A 17578-nucleotide genomic window follows, 5' to 3' on the forward strand; every position below is an offset into this window, starting at 1 on the left:
CGATGGGTGGACAACAGCAACACCAGCAGCCGCTTCTCGAGGTCGAAGACGTCACCGTCAGCATCGACAGAGCGACGGTCCTCGAGGAGGTCTCGCTGGCGGTCCAACCGGGCGAGACCGTCGCGTTGATCGGACGCAACGGAGCGGGGAAGACGACGACCTTCCGGTCGGTGATGGGCCAGACGTCGATTCGAAACGGGACGATCCGCGTCGACGGAACCGACCTCACGGATCGTCCGTCACGAGAACGGATCCAACACGGTATCGGCTTCGCACCCGAAGACCGACGGCTGTTTACGACCCTCACCGTCGAGGACAACCTACGAATGTCGGCGTGGGGGAAAGGCGACGTCGACGATGACGGATTCGAAGCGCGCCTCGAGCGCGTCCTCGATATCTATCCGGAGATGGAGGAGTTCCTCGATCGGCCGGCCGGCCAGTTGAGCGGCGGTCAACAGAAGATGGTTACCGTCGGCCGGGCGCTGACCTCGGATCCCGACATCGTGTTGCTCGACGAGCCGTTCGAGGGACTCGCCCCCTCGGTGCGCGAACAGTTCCGCGAGGGTGTCGAACGGATCAAAGACCTCGGAATCTCGATCGTCGTCGCGGAGTCGAACGTCCGCCACGCTGGAGAGATCGCCGATCACGGATACGTCATCGAGCGTGGCGAGATCGTCACCGACATCGGCCGCGACGAGCCGATCGTAGACAACGACGAGATCAAACGGATCTTCGAAGGCGGCTAGCATGTACCGACCGACAGAAGGCGAGACGCACACGTTCGAGCGGACGTTCACGACCGACGAGGTCGAGCAGTTCGCCGAGCTCTCGAAGGACAAACAGGAGAAACACACCGTTCCGAACGACGGCCGACTGCTGGTCCACGGACTGTTGACCGCGACGCTGCCGACGAAGATCGGCGGCGACCTCGAGGTGTTGGCGACGGCGATGAATTTCGAGTTCGTCCGCCCCGTCTACACCGGCCAGCGGATCGGCTGTACGTGGACGTTTACGGACGTAATCGAGCGAGACGACCGGTTCGAGATCGACGTCGACGTTCGCTGTGAGAACGACGACGGCGAGACGGTACTGACGGGCACGATCGAGGGCCTGATCTGGAACGACGAGGACAGCAGTCCGTAAAAGCGACAGACTCATTCTCCGTCCCGCCGCCGGCGTAGACGATGACGGACGAACTCGATTCACTGCTCGAGTTACTCGAGTTAAAAGACGAGCGCCGGACGGGCTGGGAGCTGCGAAACGTCGACTCGCCGGAGTCGGTCGCGGCCCATACCTGGGGGACGGCAACGCTCTGTCTGCTGTATGCCGAACGGGCCGGCGTCGACCGATCGCGGGCCGCGTCGATGGCGGTCGTCCACGACCTCGCGGAGGCCCGGACCGGGGATATCCCGACTCGAGCGGGCGACGATGGCAGAACCGTCACCGACGCCGAGAAGGAGGCGGCCGAACGCGAGGCGATGGCGGCCCTGCTCGAGCCGTTCGGGGACGACGAACTGCTGGCGCTCTGGGAGGAGTACGAGACGCGAGAGACGGAGACCGCGCGGTTCGTCAAGGATATGGATCTGATCGATAACTGCCTGCAGGCGCTCAAATACGAGCGTGAGGACCGCTACGACGAGACCGAGGACAACGACGCGTTCGACGAGTTCGAGAATTTAGACGAGTTCTTCGCGACGGCTGCCCCGCGGATTCGGACGGCGGTCGGCGAAGACCTGTTCGAGCGGATCAAATCGGCGTACGAACGGGAGATCGGCCGCTCGTGTCAGCTCTGATCGCGGACGACGGTCAACTGAACTTCTGGACGGTCACGTCGAGCGTGTCCAGATCGACGATCGGCGCGTAGCCGGCGTCGGGATCGATGTTGACGCTCTTCTGGAAATCCGTCTGGGCCTGCCAGCAGCCGGAGTTGATCGCGAGGACGTTGTGGTACTTCCCGAAGCCGAGTTTGTGGACGTGGCCGGTGTGGAAGATGTCAGGTACGTCCTCCATCACGAGGTAGTCCTGCTCTTCGGGCGCCAGTCGGGTGTGACCGCCGAACTGCGGTGCAACGTGGCGTTTCTTGAGTAGCTGGTACATCGCCTTGTGTGGCTCGTCGTAGTTGGCCTTCTCCTCGGGGAGTTCGGCGATGACCTCGTCCAGTGAGACCCCGTGATACATCAACACCGAGACGCCTTCGATCGTCACCGTCGAGGGGTTGCTCACGATCCGTGGATCGTGAGCGGACATGATCTCCCGGAGTTCCTCGTCGAAGCCCGGCTGTGGCTCGGCGAGACGAACCGCGTCGTGGTTGCCCGGGATCATCACGATCTCGAGGTCACCGGGAACCTGCTTCAGACGCTCGTTGAACGCCTCGTACTGCTCGTAGATGTCGACGATATCGAGTTCCTCGTCCTGGTCTGGGTAGACGCCGACGCCCTCGACCATGTCGCCAGCGATCAGCAGATACTCGACGTGTTGGGCCTGTTTCGTGTGGAGCCAGTCCGTAAATCGGTTCCAGGCCTCGGCCATGAACTCCTGGCTGCCGACGTGGACGTCGCTGATCAGCGCCGCCTGGACGTGGCGGTCGGCCGTCGACGGCTCGTGGGTCCGTGGGACGTCCGGGAAGTACATCGAGTCGACGAACGCGATCCCCGAGTCGTCGGCGAGGGTTCCTTGCATCGCCAGCACCTCGTCACAGAGCAGCTGGTCGACCAGATCGACGTACTCCCGGTCTTTCATGACGAGCCACGGGAAGGTTCCGGTCGCGTCCTCGAGTTCGATCAGCCAGTGGCCGCTGGCCGTCGATCGGATGTCGTTGACCAGGCCGACCATCGCGACCTCGCTCCCGCCGGCCATGTTCTCGATCGCCGACGCCGGTCGGTGATTGACCCGCCCCCGAAGCTTCGAGCCGAGTCGCTCGAGTCGATCGCGGAACACGGAGACGAAGTCCTCGTACTCACCGGTTCCCGTGCTCTCGCCGGTCATGTCGCCGTCGATCTCCAGCGATCGCAACTCGGGATCAACCGACCGCTCGATACTCTCGACCCCCTTCGTTTCGACTGGATCAGTCCCATCAGCCGCGGGGGAGCCGGCGGTTTCGCCTCCAGTCGAAACGAAGGTGTTCGAGCCGTCGGCTGGGGCAGATTCTCGCTCATCGACCGCAGGGTGTGACGGCGATCCGTTGGGTACGTCGGTCCCCGATTCGATCGCCTCGAGGGCCGATTCGACGTGTTCGGTCCGGACGACCAGTGCGTCATCCGGGAGCTCCTCGACGACGCGCTCGAGGGTCGCCTGTGGATTGTTGGCCGACGCGAGCCGGGTCACGGCCTCGCGTTCGGCGTTGTAGCCACGACTGGTGAGTTCGCTGACGATCCGGGCGGGCGCCTCGAGTGGCACACGACTCGCATTCGTGAGCGAAGAGAAAAGGGTACCGTATCGACGCCCGCAGGGGAGCATCGCGGTTCGCACTGCGAGTTCGCCACCGGTCGTCTCGCAACCGATCACGAGCCGGTCACTGATCGTCTCGGAACCGGTGGGGCCACCGGAGCAGAAGGTTGATTGGACATCCCAGCAAAACGGGTGACGATGAGCGGATCTACCCCCGGTGATCCACCGGACGATCCCGACGACGGTCGGGATCGATGGGATCGAGACGACGTCGACGACCGGAGTTCAGCCGGGGAGCCGTCGAAAGGGCCCAACGGTGACGGACGAACCGACGCCGTCACGATCGAGGACGACGGCGTCTTCCGCTGGTTTCTGAAATCCGACGCGGAAAACGTCGTCTTCGTACGCGACGTCGTCAGCAGTATCGCTATCGTCGTCGTCATCGGCCTGATCCTGTTTGGCGTCAGCGGCGTCTGGCCCCCGCTGGTCGCCGTCGAGAGCGGCAGTATGGAGCCGAACATGGAACGGGGCGATCTGATATTCGTCGTCGACGACGAGCGGTTCGTCGGTGACGATCCCGTCGACGGGACCGGCGTCGTTCCACTCGAGAACGGTCAGGACAGCGGTCACGAAAAGTTCGGCAACGAGGGCGACGTCATCGTCTTCCGGCCGAACGGGGATCCAAACGCCGTCCCCATCATCCATCGCGCTCACTACTGGGTCGAAGAGGACGAAAACTGGATCGAGACCAAAGCTGACGACGCAATCGTCGGCGACGCGACCTGTGACGACGTGATGACGTGTCCGGCACCCCACGATGGCTTCATCACTAAAGGCGACGCGAACGCCGGCTACGACCAGTTCGGCCAGCGGGGTCAGATCCAGTCAGATATCGTCAGACCCGAGTGGGTCACCGGCAAGGCGACGTTCCGCGTGCCGTGGCTCGGCCACGTCCGACTGGCGTTCGACGAGATCATCGGCGGCATGCTCGCACCGTCCCCGACGATCGACACCACGCCGGTTCCGATAGACGACCTCGACGACCCAGCTATCCAGGCCGGCCTCACCGGTTCCGTCGGCGTCGCAACTGCCGGCGCCGGTGTCGCAATGGCGATCGGTCGTCGTCAGCACTGAGACGGTCTCCTGTCGTCACGTCCTGCTGATCGCCGGCCCGTTGGCGGTCGGCGAGACAGCGGTACAGCAGTCCGTCTCAGGCGTCGGGTTCGACTTCGGTTTCGATCTCGAGTCGAAGCGCGTCTCCGTCCTGGATCTCGTGGGCTGTCGGATCGACGCGGTTGTCGTCGACGAAAAACGTCAGCTCTGTTCCTGATTCCCGGCCGTCGTACTCGGTTCCGTCGATCGTGACGACGTGTTCGTCGTCCTCGGCGGCGTATACAAAGTGTGGGAGAAGATCGATCCCTTCGGCGACGGTGATCCGTTCACCGCTTTCGGGATAATCGTTGTACCAGTAGTCGTCGCCCTCGTGAAGGTGAAAGTGCATCGAGTAGTTGTCGGCGTGTTCGGCCTGGAACCGATCCGCCGAGAGGTCGAACGCCTCGCCGTCGATGACGACGTCGAGTTCACCGCGTTCGAACTCGTGGTCGGGGCCGCTGTCGTCGAAGATACAGCCGGCCAACGCGGCCAGCCCTGCCGTCGAACCGAGAACTGCCCGTCGGTTCATGTCGAATCGAACTCCCTCGAGGTACATCAGGTCGTCGGCTATAGTACCAACTGAGACGATTCACTGACTGCTGTCCGACAGTATTAGTTCTCGAACCGGGCCTGGACGAACGGCTGGACGTCGTCGATGTTGCTCAGTCGGGAGTCTGACAGCAAGACGGCCTCCGTCTCCTCGAGTGGGACCGAGAGGCTAATCTCCTTAGTACGGCCGTACCGACCCTTCGAGACGACGACGGCGTTGACGATCCCGAGCATGTCGAGTTCGCTGATGAGGTCCGTGACGCGACGCTGGGTCAGGACATCGGCGTCGATCTCCTCACAGAGGCGCTTGTAGATGTTGAACACCTCGCCGGTGTTGATGCTGTGGACGCCGTTTTTCTCCAGCAGAATGATCGCAAAGAGGACGAGCTTGCTCTGTGTCGGGAGGGTGCGGACGACCTCGACGACCCGATCGAGTTCGATCTTGTCCTGGGCCTGCCGGACGTGTTTCTCGACGATCGTCTCCGACTGGGAGCGTTCGGCCAGTTCTCCCGCCGTCCGGAGGAGATCCAGTGCGCGTCGCGCGTCCCCGTGTTCCTGGGCCGCGAAGGCCGCACACAGGGGGATGACGTCGTCCGACAGCGCGCCGTCTTTGAACGCGACCTCCGAACGGTGTTTCAGGATATCCCGCAACTGGTTGGCGTCGTAGGGCGGGAAGACGATCTCCTCTTCGCCCAGCGAGGATTTCACCCGGGGATCAAGGAAATCGGTGAACTTCAGGTCGTTCGAGATGCCGATGATCGAGACCCGCGAGTTCTCGAGTTCGGAGTTCATCCGCGAGAGATTATAGAGCGTGTCGTCGCCGCTTTTCTCGACGAGTTTGTCGATCTCGTCTAGCATGATGACGACGACCCGCTCGTCGTAATCGACGGCGTCGAAGAAGACGCTGTAGACCCGGTCGGTTGGCCACCCGGTCATCGGGACTTCCTCGAAGGACTCCCGATCGTCCTCGAGGTCCTCGATGCGGGCCCGGATCTCCTCACGAGAGTCAAACGGCGTCGACTCGAGGGGATGGGCTGGCGAGCGATCGTCGCCCGTATCCGTGGATTCGGCGGCAGCGATATCAGCAGGCTCGGTGTCGGCAGCTTCGAAATCGGGATCGTCTCCCGACGACCCCCCCGTTTCAACTGGAGACCCGGTTCCAGACCCGCGACGGTTCGTTCCAGACGAAACGTCCTCAGTCGCTTCCGACGCGTCGGTCGTGTCGATCCCATCGAAGAGGTCGGACTGGTCGCCGTCGGTCGGTGACTCGCTGTCGATCCTCGACTCGTACTCTTCGAGGGCCGAAAGCAGCCCTTCGAGATCCTCGACTCGCTCGTCGATGCGGGCCTTGTTCTTCTCGATGAACTTGTTTGCCAGCTGTGCGAGGACGCGATACTGGGTGTCCGTGACCTCGCAGTTGATGTATTCGACGTCACACGGGACGCTGTACTTCTTCGAGGTACTCTCGAGTTCCTTGCTGACGAACTTCGCACTGGCGGTCTTTCCCGTACCGGTCTTCCCGTAGATCAAGATGTTCGACGGCGTCTCGCCCCGAAGTGCCGCGACGAGAATGGTCGCCATCTTGTTGATCTGGTCGCTTCGGTGTGGGAGTTCGTGTGGCGTATAGGACGGCCGCAGGACCTCCTTGTTCTCGAAGATCGGTTCACCACTGAGCAAGTCGTCGAACAACCCTTGACTCGACTCCTCGTCGGCGAGGTCGGAGCTATCGAAGTTCGAGAACCCGTCCGTGTCGATATCGGGTTCCCCTGCGTTCGTGATCTCTGAATCGTCGTCTGACATCCGTCGTACACATACCCCCTCGTTTCGGGTGGAGTCGCGGGCCAGAAACCAGGAATATGGTGGCGAATCGCCCTGTATCGCATAATATCCTCTTTCCGACCCCTGGCCCGGGTCCAGTTGATGCAAACGAAACAGAGGAAAAGCACGATATTAAATTCTTTCCTTCAATCTATGATAGTCGATACGATCGGGTGATATCGACCGTCTGACGACCTAAACAGGACGAGTAGAAGATCGCGGATAGTATCGATCTTTTGAATGGTAGGGAGACGTTCGTTTCGGGTCCATCGGTGACCAAGACGTTTTGCGGTTGGAGTGGCCTGACGGCTCGGGTTCGCAGTCGGACTGACGATCGGTGTGGGAGTGTCAGGTAATAGTCATCTGTGATCAGGTAGTTAGCTACTACACAGTCCGGCTCCCGATCGCGATCCGCTGTTCGTCGTGACCTCGAGGCTCGTCCTCGCCTCGAGAGGTATACTGTCGGACGGAAGCGGCAAATTCTCATAATAGTTCTGTCCGACAGTATATGAGAGATATTCCGATCGAGAGGAGAACGTAGAGAGGGGGAAGTGTATTCCGAATATGTATAGTGCTCTCAATGCCCAAGGCCATCGTGGACAATGAACACGATCATCATGGGTACGTATACAGAATCGTCGGGGAGTATTCCCCCCCCACCCCTTCGTTTCAACTGGAGACTGTCAGAGAGGGGGTGGGGGAGGGGGGGTCTCTAGATCAGAAATCTTTATGTTGATAGGACAGAAACACGGTCCGTAGCACTAGCAAATCTCAGTTCTTGCTAGGATATTCTTCTAATTACTAGTTATTACTAGAAAACAGCCTTTTGAGCGGATCGAGTTACTAGTATAGTTTTCATAGTTGTATTAGTGTAGATATCCTCCTTAGGACCTCTACAGCGAGTATAGATCCGAATCACCGTCCGCTACTACAATCGCCAATCCACTCTCGGCCGATTTACCCACCCCCTTTCCCGTCATGTTCCACTTGAAACGAAGGGGTGGGGGTGGTGGAGAACTGCTTTCTCCGCTACCTATCATCGGTAATAACGTAATTATATACCTTGGTTCATGATGACAAGCCACTCGCTTAGGTCTCCCCCTACACTTGATAGAGGATTTCTCCCAGTCGGAATCCAAAACCGGTGTGGTTCCTGGTTGGCGGCTATCCGCGCGGGACGTGATAATACCGCTTCAACATCGTCTGTAGCTACTCTTTTCAATCGATACTCTCTGAACAATATATTTCTCTACTATTGTATTTTCAACACGTCTGACGTAGGCTTAAGTGGATTCAGTTTGTAGTACGCGCAGATGCACCCCGCGGTGCTGGAGGGCCCCAACGATGGGACTGTATTCACAACTCAAAGATAGTATCTCTCGGGTTACGGACCGCCTGTTTTCCGAACAGGAACCCAAACGAATCGGTATCTACGGTCCACCGAACGCTGGAAAAACGACGCTTGCAAACCGAATCGCGCGTGATTGGACCGGTGACGCAGTCGGTGCGGAGAGTCACATTCCACACGAAACGAGACGTGCACGCAGGAAAGAGAACGTCGAGATCGAGCGCAACGGCAACTCGGTGACGATCGATATCGTCGACACGCCCGGTGTGACGACGAAAGTCGACTACGAGGAGTTCACCGACGAGATGGAGAAAGACGACGCGATCCGTCGCTCCCGCGAGGCGACCGAAGGCGTCGCCGAGGCGATGCACTGGCTGCGCGAAGACGTCGACGGTGTCATCTACGTCCTCGATAGCGCCGAGGATCCGATCACACAGGTCAACACCATGCTGATCGGGATCATCGAATCCCGCGATCTTCCCGTTCTCATCTTCGCGAACAAGATCGACCTCGACGATGCGAGTGTCAAACGGATCGAGGACGCGTTCCCACAGCACAAGACCATCCCCCTCTCCGCGAAGGAAGGCGACAACATGGACGAAGTGTACGACAACATCGCGGAGTACTTCGGGTGATCATCGATGCCAAAAGCAACTAACGCCGACGATTCCGACGGCTCCGATGGCGTCCAGATCGACCTCATCAGTGGCGAGCGGATGGAAAACATGGCCACGATGGAGAAGATCCGGATGATTCTGGACGGCGTCCACGACGGCAACATCGTCATCCTCGAGGAAGGGCTGACGCCCGACGAGGAGAGTCGACTCATCGAGGTGACGATGTCCGAGATCAGCCCCGACGAGTTCAACGGGATCGAGATCGAGACCTATCCCAAGTCCAAAGCGAACGACTCCTCGCTGCTCGGTCGGATCATGGGTGGGGACGACTCGACGGCGAAGCTGACGGTCATCGGGCCGGCAAACCAGATCGAAACGCTACACAAGGACGAAACGCTCATCAGTGCACTCGTGTCCCGAGACTAATGCCACACGAATGTACGACCTGCGGCCGGACGTTTCCCGACGGCTCCAAGGAGATGCTGTCGGGCTGTCCGGACTGTGGCGGGAACAAGTTCCAGTTTGCACCCGCCGGCCAGGTGTCAGCGGATACGGCTGAGACCGCCGAGTCGGCCGACGTCGCCGAGTCGGCGGATTCGACCAGCAGATCCGGGTCGACTGACACCGCTGGCACCGTCGAACGTGCTGCGAAGACTGTTCGCGGGTGGGTTTCGTCGAACTCCGGGCAAGCTTCGGATTCACAGACGACCGACGATCCGCAGTCAGCCGTCGATACGACGCCGCCAGCCGCCAACGGTCGCTCGGAGAGCAGCGAGATTGCACCTGCCGGACGCGAGGAGACTCCACGCGAAAGCGACCGTCCGGACGATGATCGGTCCTGGCCCTCGAGCGACGAGTCTGCTGAGCCGGAATCGACCGCCGAAACGGCGGCGTTCGACGAGTGGCCCGAAACCGCTCGTCGACCCGAGGATCGGTCGGACGCGGCGGCGAACGATCCGACGCCGACGGACGGTCCGACGCCGGGGGCTGGTTCCACTCGAACCGAAGGCGACAGCGATGGTGGCGCCGCGCCGGCACAGTCGGCGTCCCGCCCACGATCTCGCTCTGACTCCCCGACACCGTCTCAGTCCGACGGCACCGACTCGAGTGAGGGCGGTGACGGATCGATCATGGCCGACAGCGAAGACGCGGCCCAGGCTGACGCCCGGAGTGCGATCGTTCAGACGGACGATCTACCCGACGAGACGGACGCACACGATCGAACCGCAACGAGTACGGACGAGACCGACGTCCCGCCGTCGGAACGCGGCCGCGTCGTCAGCGAACCGTCGGGAGAACAGCCCTCGATCGAGGAACTGCGTGCAGAACTCAACGAGCAGTTCGAGAGCATCAAGATCGTCAGCCCCGGCCAGTACGAACTCAACCTGATGGAGCTGTACAACCGCGAGGAGTACATCATCTCGCTCCAGGAAGACGGTCGGTACGTGATCGACGTCCCGGATTCGTGGCATGCGGAAGACGACGAGGAGTGACCGGCCGTCGGACACCGCCTGACTCTCCCACCCCCTCATTTCGACTGCAAATCGCCACCGAACCTATCTTACGGGTCGAACCGGTAGCCATTCGTTTCCATGTGAAACAGTCCTATGGCAATCTCTCGTAACCGATCGAGTATCGCTCGAGCCGCTACGGATGGAATCCCGTTGAGGTGGAGACGATACTCGAGGTGTACTCGGCGGCTCTCTCGCGTGCTCGAGTGTCGTACTCAGTCCTCGTTTCGGGAGAGAAAGATGGATTTAAGCGATATGCCTGATTGTCCACACGTATGAGCACCCCAACCAAGGTCGTTCTCGTCACGATCGTCGTATCAGTGCTGCTGTCGCTGCTGGCCGTCGCACAGAACGTCCTCGTCTGATGTTCGAGGCGCGCGAGCTCTCGGGTCCGGTCACAGCGATCCAGGAGGAACACGCACCCGACGCGCAGGTGTACGACTGTGATCGTGATTTCGAGACGCTACCGCCGGCACAGGCGGAGGACCTCGGACTCGTCGTCGACGCTCTCGAGCCCGCGAGCTACCCTGCCGACTGGCTGCCAGCGGACGCGCCACAGCTGTTGGCTCGGTACGCGAGTTCGGATCTGACGATCGGGATGCCCGGCGACGGCAGCGTCGCCTGGACGCGCCAGACCGAACCGCCGGTCGTCCTCGTGAAACCGCGCGTCGAGGGCTCGCCCGAACCTTTCGTCGACTTCCTGCTCGCCGAGGCACTCGTCGAAGTGGGTCTCGAGGTGCCCGAACACTTCCTCGGATTCTTCGAAGACAGCTACCTCGACCTCGATCGGGCCGTTGCGCTCGATTCCAACGGCACCTACCAGGTCGCCGCGGCGCTGTACGACGGCTGGGTCGGACTACAGACGCGCGAGGTCTTCGCCGACTGGCACGGCGACCACCCCGAACTCGCCGACGCCTGGCAGGACGCGGGTACTCGACTCGAAGACCGGGTCTCGGGACTGCCTCGAGCGGTCGCCCGTGGTGAGACGGACTTTGCCGACGCGACGGAACTGGCGTGTGCGGCGATCAAACACGCGATCGAACTCCCGGCACCGTTTGCGGCACTCGATACCGAGGCCTACCGGGACCACGGCCCCGACTACGCAGTTCGCTGGGCGGAGAAGACGTTCGAATCGCTTACGGACTGATACGGACTGGCGTCAGTACCGACACACCCGCGATCTGACTATGGGTGTGTCGGACGGTCGGGATAGGAGACCGACGAGTAGAACCGTTCTCGATCGGCGCGAAAAAATCGAACCAGCTAGAACTCGGTGTCGATGCTCCCGTCCTCGTCGAGGTCGACGATCCCGTTGAACAGTTCGCGGAACCGGTCGACGACGTCCTCGCTGTGGGGCTCTTCGGAGACGTGGAAGAGGCCGACGGCGTCGTACTCCTCGAGCAACTCGAGGATGCGTTCGACCGCCTCGATGGCCTCCTCGTCACCGGCGTAGTAAGCGAGCTCGGTAACGGAGTCGAAACTCAGTCGGAGCTTGCCGTCGTGACTGTCGAGAAAGCCGTCGATGTGCTCGACGATGCCGTCGACGTCGTCGGGCGCGGCGACGTAGTGGACGGTGTCGCTCTGACGGCGGGAGTAGCCCCGTTCGATGCTCAACGTATCAAGGATTTCGGCACAGTCCTCGTCGACGTCGTAGTGCTCGAGTTTCTGTCTGACTTCGCGGGCCGTCGTTCGAGTGGAGACGACGAGGAAGTTGTCGGTGTCGGCTTTGAGAAAGTCGGTGTCGATGCGATCGGTTTCTCCCGTGCTCGGGTGCAACAGCAACACGCCAGTCCCGCCCGGTACCGTCTCCGGTGTCCCGTCGATTTCGAGCGAATACTCCATACTGACCTGAACAACTTTCGGCACCGACTTAATAGTCCCGTCTGCGGTTATCACGGACGAAACCAATAGCAAGGGCTGCGATCAGGCGTTTTCCTGTCGCAGTATAATCATCATCGAGAGCCCCGAGACGAGCAGGATAACGAACGCAGGAACGGCGGCGTGACTCATGTAGGCCGCCTCTTCGGCGCGCCAGATGTGTGTAACGAGCGTATCGAACCCGGTCGGCCGGAGCAACAGTGTCGCTGGTAGTTCCTTCATCGTCGTCAGGAAAACCAGTGCTGCTCCAGCGACGATTCCCGGCGCGATCAGCGGTAGTGTTACCTTTCGGAACGTTTCGACATTACTCTTACCGAGGGTTCGGGAGGCCTCCGTGAGTTTCGGGTTGACCTGTAAAATTGCGGTTCTGGTCGAGCCGACTGCCTGTGGCATGAATCGAACGACGTAGGCGAAGATCAACAGCGGAAGTGTCTGGTAGAGAAATCCAGCGTAGTTGGCGCCGAAGAATACGAGCGCGAGACCGATGACGATACCGGGAACGGCGTAGCCGACGTAGGTCGCCCGTTCGAACACTTCGCTGAGACGCGTCTTGTAGCGGGCGGCGAGGTACGCCACCGGCAGGGCAGCCAGTGCGGCGACGATAGCCGCTGCGGTGGAGACGGCTGCCGAGTTGAACGCGTACTTCCACTGGAACTGGAGGGCCTGGACGCCGCTTGTCGCCCCACCGAAAAACCACGACGTGAAGACAACTACGGGAAGGACGATCGTCGCAGCGAACACGAGGACACACGCGGCCAACGCCGGCCAGCGCCAGACTCCCAGTTCGACCGTAAACCCTTGGCTGCCACTCGAGTCAGTGTAGACCTTCTCCTGGCCGCGAACTTTCGACTCGAGCGCGAGAATGAAGACGGTGAGGACGATCAACTGGATCGAGAGCATAGCGGCGTAATCGTAGTTGCCGCCGCGCTCTTCGACGTAGATCTGCCGGGTGAACACGTCGAGTTGCATGAAGGCAGGTGTCCCGAAGTCCGAGACGGCATACAGCGCAACGAGCAACGCACCGGCGGTGATCGCCGGCCAGATTTGGGGGAGCGTCACGCGGCGGAACGTCTCTCGATAATCGTGTTCGAGCGTCCGTGCTGCGTCGACCAGTCTCGTATCGAATGTTTTCAACGCAGCTCGCGTCGTCAGATAGACGTACGGATAGGTATAGAGCGTAATCGCGAGGATTGCACCGTGAATCCCGTAGATTTCGGGGAGTTGTTCGACGCCGAAGGGCTCGAGTAACGACTGTAACTCTCCGCGGGGACCGAACGCGGAGATGTACGCGAGCGCGCCGAGATAGCTGGGTATCGCCAGTGGGAGCGCGATAACGACGGTCCAGAACCGTCTAAACGGCAGATCGGTGCGAACGGTGAGCCAGGCCAGTGGGACGCCGATGAGAACCGAAAACACCGTCACGCCGACCATTAGCAGAACGCTATTGAGGACGATCTCGAGCGAACGGGGCCGAAGAAGGATGTCAGTCGCACGGCCGAAGTCGACACCGAACGCTCGCAAAAAGATCCAGGAGAGCGGAAAGACCATCAACGCGGCGACGGCGCCGCTGAGGAGTGTGAGTCCGAGCGCGTGGTCTCTTCGATCGAAAATCGACGAAGAGTTCTCGGACGTTGAGACGGAGTCGCTCACGGAGGATCGTTACCAGTGGACTGATTTATGGCTTCCTAACTCGCCGGTATGGCTGGCCGTACCGATTTGACTGGTAGCAGTCATTAGAGAACGCCGACGTCCCGAAGCAGGTCCTGTGCGGGCTCGACGTCTGCAAGCTCGTTCAAGTCGAACGACGGCGGGTTAAGTTCGTCCAGTTGGGGCATGTCGCCGACGTACTCGACGTCGTCGATGACGGGATATTCGGCGTTGAGATCGACGAACTCCTCCTGTATTTCCGGCGAGATGACTGTCTCGACGAACTCCTGTGCGAGGTCCATCTCGTCGGTCCCGTCGACGATGGCAACACCGGAAACGTTGAACAGGGAGCCGACGTCGCCGTCGGTGTAGGTCACGTTGATCGGGGCGTCCTCGTCGTCCTCGAGGTGGCGACCGACGTAGTAGTGGTTGACGAATCCGACGCTGATCTCGCCGTCGGCGATAGCCTGTGGTGTCGCCATCCCGCCTTCGTAGCCGGTGATTCCGAGGTCCTGTAATCCCTCGATCCACGCTTCCGTGTCGTCCTCGCCGTACTCGATCATCATCGCTCGAATGAACGAGAGAAACGAACCGGAGTCGATCCGCCAGCCCAGTTCGTCCTCGAATCGCTCGTCGTCGTCGAACGCAAGGATGTCGTCGGGAATGTCGTCGGCGTCCCACTCGTCCGTATTGTAGGCGATCGACCGCGTTCGTCCGGAGACGCCGGTCCAGGTTTCGTCAGGGTCGCGGTACTCCTCGGGAACGGTCTCGACGACGTCGTCGGTCAGTTCGGCCGTCAGTCCCTCGGCTTTGAGCTGGCCGAGAGTTCCCGAATCCTGCGTGTAAAACAGATCGGGGCGCTGATCCTCGCTTTCTTCGACGATCTGTCCGACCATTCCGGCGGAGTCCCCGTATCGGTCGGCGATGGTAATTCCCATCTCTTCTTCGATCTTGCGGAAAATCGGTGAGATCTGCTCCTCAGATCGACCTGAGTAGATCGTGAGATCGCCGTCATCACCCAGACAGCCAGCGAGTCCGGTGAGCCCGGCCACGGAGACGCCCGTGGCGGCGAGAAACGGTCGGCGGCCGATCGTCGATCGCTGCGTCGAATCGCTGTCGCGCTGTTGCATATCTAGTTTTAGGCTGACCTAAAACACATATACCTTGCGATTATTTTTGGTTCTGCGTATGAAAAATGGACAACAGGAGCTGTTCGTTCGGCCTCTGCCCGATGCCCACGGGATTTCGGCCAACCTAAACCTCTCCAGATACATCTTTTTAGGCCATCCTAAAGAGTCTGTCGGTGGTACTGACGAGCCCGGTGTCACGTGTCTCGAGTCGAACTCGTTTTGCCCCCCGAGGGCGAGGACTCGAATATGAGCGTACGCGAGGAGTTCGATGAGTGGGCCGCGAGCGGTCGAGACAGAGGGATGGAGGAACGGCACTGGCACACCGCCAAACACGTACTGGCGCGGATGCCGGTCGAATCAGGCGAGACGATCCTCGATCTCGGCTGTGGGAGCGGCTACGCCGGGCGCGCGCTTCGGGACAACAAAGACGCCGGTCGCGTCTACGGGCTCGACGGCTCGCCCGAGATGGCACGCAACGCCGCGAGTTACACCGACGATCCGGCCGTCGGCTACGTCGTCGGTGACTTCGACGAGTTACCCTTCGCCGACGACTCGATCGACCACGTCTTCTCGATGGAGGCGTTCTACTACGCCGTCGATCCAGTCCACACGCTCGAGGAGATCGAACGGATTCTCCGACCCGGCGGCACGTTCTACTGTGCTGTCAACTACTACGAGGAGAACGTCTACTCCCACGAGTGGCAAGAGAACATCTCGATCGAGATGACTCGCTGGGACCGCGATCAGTACCGCGAGGCTTTCCGCGAGGCGGGGCTCTACGTCGCCGAACAGGACAACGTCCCCGATCGCGAGATCACGATTCCAAGCGAAGCCCAGTTCCCGACCGAGGAGTGGGACAGCCGCGAGGAGATGGTCGAACGCTACCGTGAGCTCGGCACGCTGTTGACCGTCGGTGTGGCTCCCTGATACGAACGCTTTCGCTCGAGCAGACCGGTTTCGTCGGTCATGGGTATACTTCCGGACGCCAGTATAGTAGCCACTGCAAGTCATTGCACACCTGATCGCCAGACGGATCGGTGATCAGTGTGTAAACCGTTGCAGTTGTTACTATAGGACACACCCGATCGCACCTCGAGTACGATCGGAGTGTGGTGTTGTTCGGCAGTATTAGTGTTTGCGAGCACCCAGGGAGATGCTCTTTACGCCGTACGTCTGACACGCGTTCGCAGCCCGGCCGGAGATGAACTCGTACTCGGTGTTCTCCCGAACCTCCACGAGGTCGAAGCCGGCGCTTTCGATGAGTGACGTGTAGCTATCGACGTGTTCGGCCCCACCAATACAGGCAGCCCAGAGATCCGCATCGGCTTTGATGCTCTCGGGCAGTTGTCGTTCGCTGATGATGTCCGACAATGCGAGCCGTCCGCCTGGCCGCAACACCCGGTGAGCTTCTTCGAACACCCGGTCTTTCTCCGCCGAGAGATTGATCACGCCGTTCGAGATCACGGCGTCGAACGAACCGTCCTCGAAGGGCACGTCCTCGATATATCCCCGGCGGAAGTCGACGTTGTGGAAGCCGTTTGCTGTGGCGAGAGCGTTGGCCTTCTCGACCTGCTCGAGCGTCATGTCGATACCCGTGACCGACCCGGTTTCGGTGACGGCCATCGCGGCATAGAAGGCGTCCATCCCGGAGCCGCTGCCGAGATCGAGCACGCCCTCGCGTGGTTCGAGATCCGCGAACTCGAAGCAGTGTCCGACACCTGCAAACGAGTCGATCGCCTCGTCGGGAACGTCGGTGAGGATACCCGGATCGTATCCGAGGCGTTCAGCGAGGTCACGGCCCGTCTCGAAGTGAAACTCCGCGTCGGCCGACTTCGCGACGGTCCGGTACATCGACTTCACCTCGCGCTCGAGTTTGTCAGTATCGAGTGATTCATTCATCGCTGGTCACCGGTTAGTCGTCGCCCGCCACCTCGGCAGGTGTATTGATGGTCATATCGACGTCCTGAGTGAGCGAGACGAGCGTGTAGACGGGTGCCCGTCGGGCCCATTCGTCGATCAGGTCCCGATCGAGATTTTCGCCGTCGATCTCGACCTCGGCGGTGAGGTTCTCGAACACCGAGTCGGCCTCTTTGAGTTCCTCGAGGCTGAAGAGAACTGCTGGGTCGAAATCGGTCCGGACGCGTGTCTCGAGGTGGTCGATGTCGATACCGTTGGCGACGGCGTTGATGGTGATACCGACGTTGATACAGGCGGCCAGTGCCGACAGCGCCGCTTCTACCGGTTCGAGTCGGTCGGTCCCGCCGACCCACCCACCAGCATCCAATACCTCCTTCCAGGCACCGTAGGGAAGCGTGTATTCACGCGTTTCACGAGCGATCGTCTCACCCCCGAGCTCGTAGCTATCGACTTTCGCCAGGCTGTGTGCGGCCGTCCCCTCGTAGGTCGCGGCGGCCGCGAGGCCGAGTTGGACTTCGTCGGGATGGTCTGCCGCGTGGTCGACGAACCCGCCGAGTGTTTCGAGGTCTATCCCGTGGATGACTTGTTCAGTTGTCATGGTGTTTCACGACACCCCTGCCAGAG

At 60.7% G+C, this 17578-nt stretch carries 17 protein-coding genes; 9 read left to right on the plus strand and 8 right to left on the minus strand.

What is annotated here, in order from left to right; all coding sequences use genetic code 11:
* Positions 1-2: 2 nt before the first annotated feature.
* Genes RBH26_RS07185 through RBH26_RS07195 form a run of 3 tightly spaced genes read left to right on the plus strand, consistent with a single transcriptional unit; the run spans position 3 to position 1793 of the window.
* Positions 3-746, plus strand: coding sequence for an ABC transporter ATP-binding protein (locus tag RBH26_RS07185; protein WP_306757508.1), 744 nt, complete (start codon positions 3-5; stop codon positions 744-746).
* A 1-nt stretch (position 747) separates the two neighbouring features.
* The gene (locus RBH26_RS07190; protein ID WP_306757509.1) at positions 748-1143 is read left to right on the plus strand and encodes a dehydratase; all 396 of its coding nucleotides are present in this window, start codon (positions 748-750) and stop codon (positions 1141-1143) included.
* Between the two features lie 41 nt (positions 1144-1184).
* Positions 1185-1793 carry an HD family hydrolase gene (locus RBH26_RS07195; RefSeq protein ID WP_306757510.1) on the plus strand — a complete coding sequence of 203 codons (609 nt, stop codon included), beginning with the start codon at positions 1185-1187 and terminating at the stop codon, positions 1791-1793.
* Between the two features lie 13 nt (positions 1794-1806).
* Here RBH26_RS07195 and RBH26_RS07200 read toward each other — a convergent pair whose 3' ends face one another.
* A complete protein-coding gene (locus RBH26_RS07200; protein WP_306757511.1) occupies positions 1807-3396 on the minus strand; it encodes a DNA-directed DNA polymerase II small subunit in 1590 nt (529 codons plus the stop codon).
* Positions 3397-3585: 189 nt separating this feature from the next.
* On the opposite strand from RBH26_RS07200, the gene RBH26_RS07205 reads away from it, so the two are divergent.
* Positions 3586-4521 (plus strand): S26 family signal peptidase, encoded by a 936-nt coding sequence (locus RBH26_RS07205; protein ID WP_306757513.1) that lies wholly within the window; start codon positions 3586-3588, stop codon positions 4519-4521.
* A gap of 76 nt (positions 4522-4597) precedes the next feature.
* On the opposite strand, the gene RBH26_RS07210 is transcribed toward RBH26_RS07205, so the two are convergent.
* Entirely contained in the window at positions 4598-5068 is a 471-nt protein-coding gene (locus RBH26_RS07210; protein ID WP_306757690.1) for a hypothetical protein, read from the minus strand.
* A gap of 83 nt (positions 5069-5151) precedes the next feature.
* Positions 5152-6888 (minus strand): ORC1-type DNA replication protein, encoded by a 1737-nt coding sequence (locus tag RBH26_RS07215; protein WP_306757514.1) that lies wholly within the window; start codon positions 6886-6888, stop codon positions 5152-5154.
* 1362 nt (positions 6889-8250) lie between these two features.
* On the opposite strand from RBH26_RS07215, the gene RBH26_RS07220 reads away from it, so the two are divergent.
* The 4 genes from RBH26_RS07220 (at position 8251) to RBH26_RS07235 (ending at position 11529) form a co-directional block, all read left to right on the plus strand.
* Entirely contained in the window at positions 8251-8889 is a 639-nt protein-coding gene (locus RBH26_RS07220) for an Era-like GTP-binding protein (protein ID WP_306757516.1), read from the plus strand.
* A 6-nt stretch (positions 8890-8895) separates the two neighbouring features.
* Positions 8896-9297 carry a DUF2073 domain-containing protein gene (locus RBH26_RS07225; protein ID WP_306757518.1) on the plus strand — a complete coding sequence of 134 codons (402 nt, stop codon included), beginning with the start codon at positions 8896-8898 and terminating at the stop codon, positions 9295-9297.
* The gene (locus tag RBH26_RS07230; RefSeq protein WP_306757520.1) at positions 9297-10364 is read left to right on the plus strand and encodes a Zn-ribbon containing protein; all 1068 of its coding nucleotides are present in this window, start codon (positions 9297-9299) and stop codon (positions 10362-10364) included. Before RBH26_RS07225 ends, RBH26_RS07230 begins: the two co-directional genes overlap by 1 nt.
* A gap of 382 nt (positions 10365-10746) precedes the next feature.
* Positions 10747-11529 (plus strand): hypothetical protein, encoded by a 783-nt coding sequence (locus RBH26_RS07235; RefSeq protein ID WP_306757522.1) that lies wholly within the window; start codon positions 10747-10749, stop codon positions 11527-11529.
* 116 nt (positions 11530-11645) lie between these two features.
* On the opposite strand, the gene RBH26_RS07240 is transcribed toward RBH26_RS07235, so the two are convergent.
* The 3 genes from RBH26_RS07240 to RBH26_RS07250 all read right to left on the minus strand — a co-directional run bounded on the left by RBH26_RS07240 (position 11646) and on the right by RBH26_RS07250 (position 15037).
* Positions 11646-12224: a hypothetical protein gene (locus RBH26_RS07240; RefSeq protein ID WP_306757524.1), complete on the minus strand. Its 579-nt coding sequence runs from the start codon at positions 12222-12224 to the stop codon at positions 11646-11648.
* 81 nt (positions 12225-12305) lie between these two features.
* On the minus strand, positions 12306-13808 hold the full coding sequence (locus tag RBH26_RS07245) for an iron ABC transporter permease (protein WP_306757691.1): 1503 nt from the start codon (positions 13806-13808) through the stop codon (positions 12306-12308).
* Between the two features lie 185 nt (positions 13809-13993).
* Positions 13994-15037, minus strand: a complete 1044-nt coding sequence (locus RBH26_RS07250; protein WP_306757525.1) for an extracellular solute-binding protein — start codon at positions 15035-15037, stop codon at positions 13994-13996.
* A gap of 246 nt (positions 15038-15283) precedes the next feature.
* Here RBH26_RS07250 and RBH26_RS07255 point away from each other — a divergent pair, with 246 nt between their 5' ends.
* Positions 15284-15964 (plus strand): class I SAM-dependent methyltransferase, encoded by a 681-nt coding sequence (locus tag RBH26_RS07255; protein ID WP_306757526.1) that lies wholly within the window; start codon positions 15284-15286, stop codon positions 15962-15964.
* A 201-nt stretch (positions 15965-16165) separates the two neighbouring features.
* Here the strand turns inward: RBH26_RS07255 and RBH26_RS07260 are convergent, their stop codons facing one another.
* Both RBH26_RS07260 and RBH26_RS07265 read right to left on the minus strand, forming a co-directional pair.
* Positions 16166-16936, minus strand: coding sequence for a methyltransferase domain-containing protein (locus RBH26_RS07260; protein WP_306757527.1), 771 nt, complete (start codon positions 16934-16936; stop codon positions 16166-16168).
* Positions 16937-16949: 13 nt separating this feature from the next.
* The gene (locus RBH26_RS07265; protein ID WP_306757528.1) at positions 16950-17552 is read right to left on the minus strand and encodes an OsmC family protein; all 603 of its coding nucleotides are present in this window, start codon (positions 17550-17552) and stop codon (positions 16950-16952) included.
* Positions 17553-17578: the final 26 nt, after the last annotated feature.

This window comes from Natronolimnohabitans sp. A-GB9 (genome assembly GCF_030848565.1).
In the GTDB taxonomy this organism is placed as follows: domain Archaea; phylum Halobacteriota; class Halobacteria; order Halobacteriales; family Natrialbaceae; genus Natronolimnohabitans.